Source organism: Streptomyces sp. SID1328 (genome assembly GCF_009865595.1).
GTDB classification, from domain to species: domain Bacteria; phylum Actinomycetota; class Actinomycetes; order Streptomycetales; family Streptomycetaceae; genus Streptomyces; species Streptomyces griseoluteus.
This window is the reverse complement of record NZ_WWKH01000267.1, coordinates 20,800-27,348: the sequence shown is the minus strand read 5'-3', so window position 1 is coordinate 27,348 and position 6,549 is coordinate 20,800. Positions and strand designations below refer to the sequence as shown.

Here is a 6,549-nt window from a genome sequence, read left to right as displayed (position 1 = left end):
GCGGCGGCTTCGCGGGCGGCAGGGGTGCCGGCGGCGCCGACCGGGCGGAGGGCGTCACCGAGGATGTCGGGGCGGGTGAGCGGGGCGAGGCCCTCGGCGAGGAGGGCGGCATGGCCGGGGAGGGTGGAGTGGTTCAGCTCCAGATCGACCCGGGCGGCGGCCGGTTCGGTGAGAGCGGGGGCGGCGGTCCCGGCTCCGGCGCGGACGTAGGTGCCCCGGCCGACCTCGCCGACGGTGAGGCCGCGGCGGGCGAGTTCGCGGTAGACGCGGGTGGCGGTGGAGTCCGCGATGCCGTGCCGCCGGGCGAACGTGCGCTGCGGGGGCAGCCGGTCACCGGGGCGGAGGGCTCCGGTGCGGATCTCCTCGGCCACCGCGTCGGCCACGCTCCGGTAGTCGCTCACTCCGGGCTCCCTCCCACGACATTGCCCCGAGAACAATAGAGGCTATTGCACCGAGAGTTGACGGTTCATAGCCTCAAGGCAATACCGCTCACCTATCCCAACGGGGGAACTTCCCATGCTCATCGAGCCCAGCGCCGCCCTGGGAGTGACGGTGGTGGCCCTCGGAATGGTCCTCACACCGGGCCCGAACATGATCTACCTGGTCTCCCGCAGCATCACCCAGGGCAGACGCGCCGGGCTGATCTCCCTCGGCGGGGTCGCCCTCGGCTTCGTGGCCTACCTGCTGGCAGCCAACCTCGGCCTCTCGGTGCTCTTCCTGGCGGTGCCGCAGCTGTACGTCGCGGTGAAGCTGGCCGGGGCGGGATACCTCGCGTACCTGGCCTGGTCGGCGCTCCGGCCGGGCGGCGTCCCGGTCTTCGCCCCGCGCGAGGTACCCCCCGACTCCCCGCGCCGCCTCTTCACGATGGGCCTGATGACGAACCTCCTCAACCCGAAGATCGCCATCATGTACCTGTCCCTGATCCCCCAGTTCGTCTCCCTGGACCGCGGCCACATCCTCACCCAGGGCCTTCTCCTGGGCACCTGCCAGATCGCGGTGAGCGTGGCGGTCAACCTCGCCATCGTCCTGGCCGCCGGCACGATCGCCACGTTCCTGTCCCGACGCCCGTCCTGGCTGAAGATCCAGCGGTACGCGATGGGGACGGTGCTGGGGGCGCTGGCCCTCACCTTGGCGACGGACACGTCGGGTCCGAGCGCCACGGGCTGAGGTCCTCGCGGAAAAGCCCAGGGACAAATATCCGCGGGGACCGCCGCACCCCCGGTGAAGGGGGGCGGGACGACGGCGGTCCCCGCGGAGGACGCGGGTCGGGTCAGGCCCGTGCGCGTCCGAGGCGCCGTGGGAGGTCCGGGAGCCGCTCCGGAGGTTCCTGGGCGCCGTTCGGCGTCGGCCGGGGCGGGGAGCCTCCCCCAGTGCTTAATGCCTGGGAGGTACCCCCACCGCCCTGCCGACACCCACCACTGTGCCGGGCCCGTGTTAAGCACGTGCTGCGCGCACGTGACACGCTCGTGCCGCTTGGACCACGGCCCGGTCAAAGGCGTTAGTGCAGCCCGCCCTTGGCCAGGAAGGACAGCAGGTCCTGGCGGCTGACGACGCCGGTCGGCTTGCCCTCGACCAGGACGATCGCCGCGTCGGCAGCGCCGAGCACGGACATCAGGTCGCCCACCGGCTCGCCGGAGCCGACCTGGGGCAGCGGGGCCGACATGTGCTTCTCCAGGGGGTCGCCGAGCGAGGCCCGCTGGGAGAACAGCGCGTCCAGCAGCTCGCGCTCCACGACCGAGCCGACGACCTCGGCGGCCATCACGTCCGGGTGACCGGCGCCCGGCTTCACGACCGGCATCTGCGAGACGCCGTACTCGCGCAGCACCTCGATGGCCTGGCCGACCGTTTCCTCCGGGTGCATGTGGACCAGGGACGGGATGACGCCGCCGGCCTTGTCCTTGAGCACGTCGGCGACGCGGGCGCTGGGGCCCTCGTCCTCCAGGAAGCCGTAGTCGGCCATCCACTCGTCGTTGAAGATCTTCGACAGGTAGCCGCGGCCGCTGTCCGGGAGCAGGACGACGACCACGTCGTCCGGGCCGAGGTCCTCGGCGACGCGCAGCGCGGCGACGACCGCCATGCCGCAGGAGCCGCCGACCAGCAGGCCCTCCTCCTTGGCGAGGCGGCGGGTCATCTGGAAGGCGTCCTTGTCGGAGACCGGCACGATGCCGTCGGCCACGTTCCGGTCGTAGGCGGTCGGCCAGAAGTCCTCGCCGACGCCCTCGATCAGGTACGGGCGGCCCGACCCGCCGGAGTAGACGGAGCCCTCCGGGTCGGCGCCGATGACCTTGACCTTGCCACCGCTGGCGTCCTTCAGGTAGTTGCCGGTGCCGGAGATGGTGCCGCCGGTGCCGACGCCCGCCACGAAGTGGGTGATCTTCCCGTCCGTCTGCTCCCACAGCTCGGGGCCGGTCGAGTGATAGTGCGAGGCGGGGTTGTTCGGGTTGGAGTACTGGTCGGGCTTCCACGCGCCCGGCGTCTCACGGACCAGCCGGTCGGACACGTTGTAGTACGAGTCCGGGTGCTCGGGGTCCACGGCGGTGGGGCAGACCACGACCTCGGCGCCGTACGCGCGCAGCACGTTGATCTTGTCCATGCTGACCTTGTCGGGGCACACGAAGATGCACTTGTACCCCTTCTGCTGCGCCACGATGGCGAGCCCGACACCGGTGTTGCCGCTGGTCGGCTCGACGATCGTGCCCCCGGGCTTCAGCTCCCCGCTCGCCTCCGCCGCCTCGATCATGCGCAGCGCGATGCGGTCCTTCACGGAACCGCCGGGGTTGAAGTACTCCACCTTGGCCAGGACGGTGGCCTGGATGCCCTCGGTCACGTTGTTGAGCCTCACCAGCGGGGTGTTGCCGACGAGGCTGATCATCGAGTCGTGGAAATGCACCGTTGTCTCCGGTTGCTTGCAAAAAACTGTGGTCGTCGTGGTTGTGCCAGCCTACGGCCAGCGGGAGGGAATGCGGACGGGCCTTCACTCAGTGTGGAGATTGGCGCACATGCCGTACGGGGCAAGGAGTGGGTACGGCTACGAGGAGGTGGCGGCGACGCATGACGAGCATGTCGAGGGCGAGAGTGGCCCGGCGCATCGCGGCCGGGGCGGCGTACGGCGGCGGCGGGGTCGGACTGGTGGGCGCGGCCGCCGTCGGACTGCTGCTGACGGAGATGCGGATGGCGCGGCGCCATGTGAACAACGGCGGCGCCACCGGCCGGGTCCCCCTGGCGGACGGTGTGTACGGCGCGGGGTACGGGCGCTTCGGCGAGCCCCCGCTGCGGCTGGCGATGCTGGGCGACTCCACGGCCGCCGGGCAGGGCGTGCACCGGGCGGGCCAGACACCGGGCGCGCTGCTGGCCTCGGGGCTGGCGGCGGTGGCGGAGCGGCCGGTGTCGCTGCGCAACGTCGCCCTGCCGGGCGCCACCTCGGACGACCTGGAACGGCAGGTGGCGCTGGTACTGGCCGCCCCGATCACCGCGCCCGACATCTGCGTGATCATGATCGGCGCCAACGACGTCACCCGCCGCATCCCGCCCACCCGCTCGGTCCGGCACCTGTCGGCGACCGTACGGCGGCTGCGCTCGGCCGGTGCCGAGGTGGTCGTCGGCACCTGTCCCGACCTCGGCACCATCGAGCCGGTGCGCCAGCCGCTGCGCTGGCTGGCCCGGCGCGCCTCCCGGCAGCTGGCGGCGGCGCAGACCATCGGGGCGGTGGAGCAGGGCGGCCGGACGGTGTCGCTGGGCGATCTGCTGGGCCCGGAGTTCGCCGCCAACCCCCGTGAGCTGTTCGGCCCGGACCACTACCACCCCTCGGCGGAGGGGTACGCGACGGCGGCGATGGCGGTGCTGCCCACCCTCTGCGCGACGCTCGGCCTGTGGCCGGCCGAGGAGGACAGGCCGGACGCCTCGCGCCGGGAGGGCTTCCTGCCGGTGGCCCGCGCGGCCGCCGAGGCGGCGTCGGAGGCGGGTACGGAGGTCGCGGCGGCGATGCCAACCGGGCCGCGCGGCCCGTGGGCGCTGCTCAAGCGGCGCCGGCGCCGCCGGGTGCGGGAGACGGAACCGGTCACACCGTCCTGAAGGGCACATCGTCCTGAAGAGAATCGCGCCGGACGGGAATGACACTGGCCAAGCAAGCGCTTAGACAATTGCGGCCAGTGTCACACCGCCGCACCGGTGACCCGGACCATACGTACGGGTAACTTCCGACTCGGCCCTGCCCGAACTCCCGCAAGCCTCTGGAGCCGTGATGCCCGAAGCCGTCATCGTGTCGACCGCCCGCTCCCCCATCGGCCGCGCCTTCAAGGGCTCCCTGAAGGACCTGCGCCCGGACGACCTCACCGCCACGATCATCCAGGCGGCACTCGCCAAGGTCCCCGAGCTGGACCCGAAGGACATCGACGATCTGATGCTCGGCTGCGGCCTGCCCGGCGGCGAGCAGGGCAACAACCTCGGCCGGATCGTGGCCGTGCAGATGGGCATGGACCACCTGCCGGGCTGCACGATCACCCGCTACTGCTCCTCCTCGCTGCAGACCTCCCGGATGGCGCTGCACGCCATCAAGGCGGGCGAGGGCGACGTCTTCATCTCCGCCGGCGTGGAGATGGTCTCCCGCTTCACCAAGGGCAACTCCGACAGCCTGCCGGACACGCGCAACCCGTTCTTCGCCGAGGCCGAGGCCCGCACCGCGGCCGTCGCCGAGCAGGAGGGCACCACCTGGCACGACCCGCGCGAGGACGGCCTGGTCCCGGACGCGTACATCGCCATGGGCCAGACCGCCGAGAACCTGGCCCGGCTCAAGGGCATCACCCGCCGGGAGATGGACGAGTTCGGCGTCCGCTCGCAGAACCTCGCCGAGGAAGCCATCAAGAATGGCTTCTGGGAGCGCGAGATCACGCCGGTCACGCTGCCCGACGGCACCGTGGTCGCCAAGGACGACGGCCCGCGCGCGGGCGTCAGCCTGGAGGGCGTCGAGGGCCTGAAGCCGGTGTTCCGCCCCGACGGCCTGGTCACCGCGGCCAACTGCTGCCCGCTGAACGACGGCGCTGCGGCCGTGGTCATCATGAGCGACACCAAGGCCCGCGAGCTGGGCCTGACCCCGCTCGCCCGGATCGTCTCCACCGGTGTCTCCGGCCTCTCGCCCGAGATCATGGGCCTCGGCCCGGTCGAGGCGAGCAAGCAGGCGCTGAGCCGGGCCGGTCTCGGTGTCGGCGACATCGACCTGGTCGAGATCAACGAGGCGTTCGCCGCCCAGGTGATCCCCTCCTACCAGGAGCTGGGCATCGACCTGGACAAGCTGAACGTCAACGGCGGCGCCATCGCGGTCGGCCACCCCTTCGGCATGACCGGCGCCCGCATCACCGGCACCCTGATCAACTCCCTGCAGTTCCACGACAAGCAGTTCGGTCTGGAGACCATGTGCGTCGGCGGCGGCCAGGGCATGGCCATGGTCATCGAGCGCCTCAGCTGAAACCTCTTTTGATCGACCGTCGGTGACCGTCTCCGCACGGTCGGTCGAGAACGGCCCAGAACCCGGTAAAGCCCCCTGGTTCTGGGCCGTTTTGTGATCCAATCTCCCCCAGGGTGTGACCTATCTCGCTCACTGGGGGATCGGCGCAGGTCAGTGCCGTGGCCCGAGTGACACCCGAGGCCGCCGGGGCCAGAAGCCTGTCCGTTTCGTGACGTTACGCACTGACAGGCGGTCAGTCCACCCTTCAAGCTGAGGTAGGAAGTCGGGGGTCGACTTTGAACCTGGGAGTACGTCAGTGAGCGCCATGTCCATCGCCCTGCTGCTCACCACGGCCGCCACGGGCGCCGTGGGCGTCGCCGTCCTGTGCACCGTGCTGCGGCTGCGCCGCCAGATCGCCGAGCTGCACACCCAGCTCGCCGCGAACCAGGCGGCCGATATCCGCGCACTGCTGCCCGCGGCCCGCACCACCGCCGACGCGGAGGAGATACGCGAGGCCGTGGCCGCCGCGCTCGCCGAGGAGCGGGAGCGCGAGCTGGCCGAGGCCCGCGCCTTCTGGGCCGCGCAGGAGGTCCGCGACCTCTCCGACGCGCCGCCCCCGCTGTACGGCCTGGACGCCGATACGTTCCTGCCCCGCGCGTCCGACTTCGCGGGCCTGGAGCCGGTGTCGGAGCCGGCCACCGAGCCGGACGAGTTCGCCGGCGACTCCCCCGAGCTGGCCGCGGCCCGCCGCCGCCACCCCTCGCACCCGGACTTCGTCCCCGTGCAGTCGCCGGTGGGCGACGAGGAGGACCGCGCCGTCACCATCCTGGAGCGGCTCTCCGTGGAGGGCACCGCCCTCGCCGACGTCCGCCCCGGCCCGCTGGGCACACTCGACGTCTACGTCTTCGCCGACGGCACCACGCTGTGCATGACGCCGGGCCACCGCGAGACCGCGGAACGGCTGGCCGCCGCGCTCCAGGAGGGCGAGGCCCCCTGTCTGCTGGGCGGCTCGGGCATCTCCGGCGCCTTCACCCTGACCTTCGCCTGCGGCGAGGAGACGGTGTACGTCCTCGCCGACCGGGTCATCGCCTCGCTCTAGCCGGCCGCCT

General features: G+C 71.8%; 6 protein-coding genes. 4 read left to right on the top strand and 2 right to left on the bottom strand.

Going from position 1 to position 6,549, the window contains the following annotated elements; all coding sequences use genetic code 11:
- On the bottom strand, nt 1–401 hold a 401-nt coding region (locus GT030_RS07900), incomplete at its 3' end, for a winged helix-turn-helix domain-containing protein (RefSeq protein WP_161200461.1).
- A 115-nt stretch (nt 402–516) separates the two neighbouring features.
- Here GT030_RS07900 and GT030_RS07895 point away from each other — a divergent pair.
- The gene (locus GT030_RS07895; RefSeq protein ID WP_161200460.1) at nt 517–1,167 is read left to right on the top strand and encodes a LysE family translocator; all 651 of its coding nucleotides are present in this window, start codon (nt 517–519) and stop codon (nt 1,165–1,167) included.
- Between the two features lie 331 nt (nt 1,168–1,498).
- Here GT030_RS07895 and GT030_RS07890 read toward each other — a convergent pair whose 3' ends face one another.
- Nucleotides 1,499–2,890, bottom strand: coding sequence for a cystathionine beta-synthase (locus GT030_RS07890; RefSeq protein ID WP_030814288.1), 1,392 nt, complete (start codon nt 2,888–2,890; stop codon nt 1,499–1,501).
- A 161-nt stretch (nt 2,891–3,051) separates the two neighbouring features.
- Between GT030_RS07890 and GT030_RS07885 the strand changes: the two genes are divergently transcribed.
- The 3 genes from GT030_RS07885 (at nt 3,052) to GT030_RS07875 (ending at nt 6,539) form a co-directional block, all read left to right on the top strand.
- A complete protein-coding gene (locus tag GT030_RS07885; RefSeq protein ID WP_202459821.1) occupies nt 3,052–4,071 on the top strand; it encodes an SGNH/GDSL hydrolase family protein in 1,020 nt (339 codons plus the stop codon).
- A 169-nt stretch (nt 4,072–4,240) separates the two neighbouring features.
- On the top strand, nt 4,241–5,461 hold the full coding sequence (locus tag GT030_RS07880; protein ID WP_161200459.1) for an acetyl-CoA C-acetyltransferase: 1,221 nt from the start codon (nt 4,241–4,243) through the stop codon (nt 5,459–5,461).
- 295 nt (nt 5,462–5,756) lie between these two features.
- Nucleotides 5,757–6,539 (top strand): hypothetical protein, encoded by a 783-nt coding sequence (locus GT030_RS07875; protein ID WP_161200458.1) that lies wholly within the window; start codon nt 5,757–5,759, stop codon nt 6,537–6,539.
- The last annotated feature ends 10 nt before the right edge of the window (nt 6,540–6,549 follow it).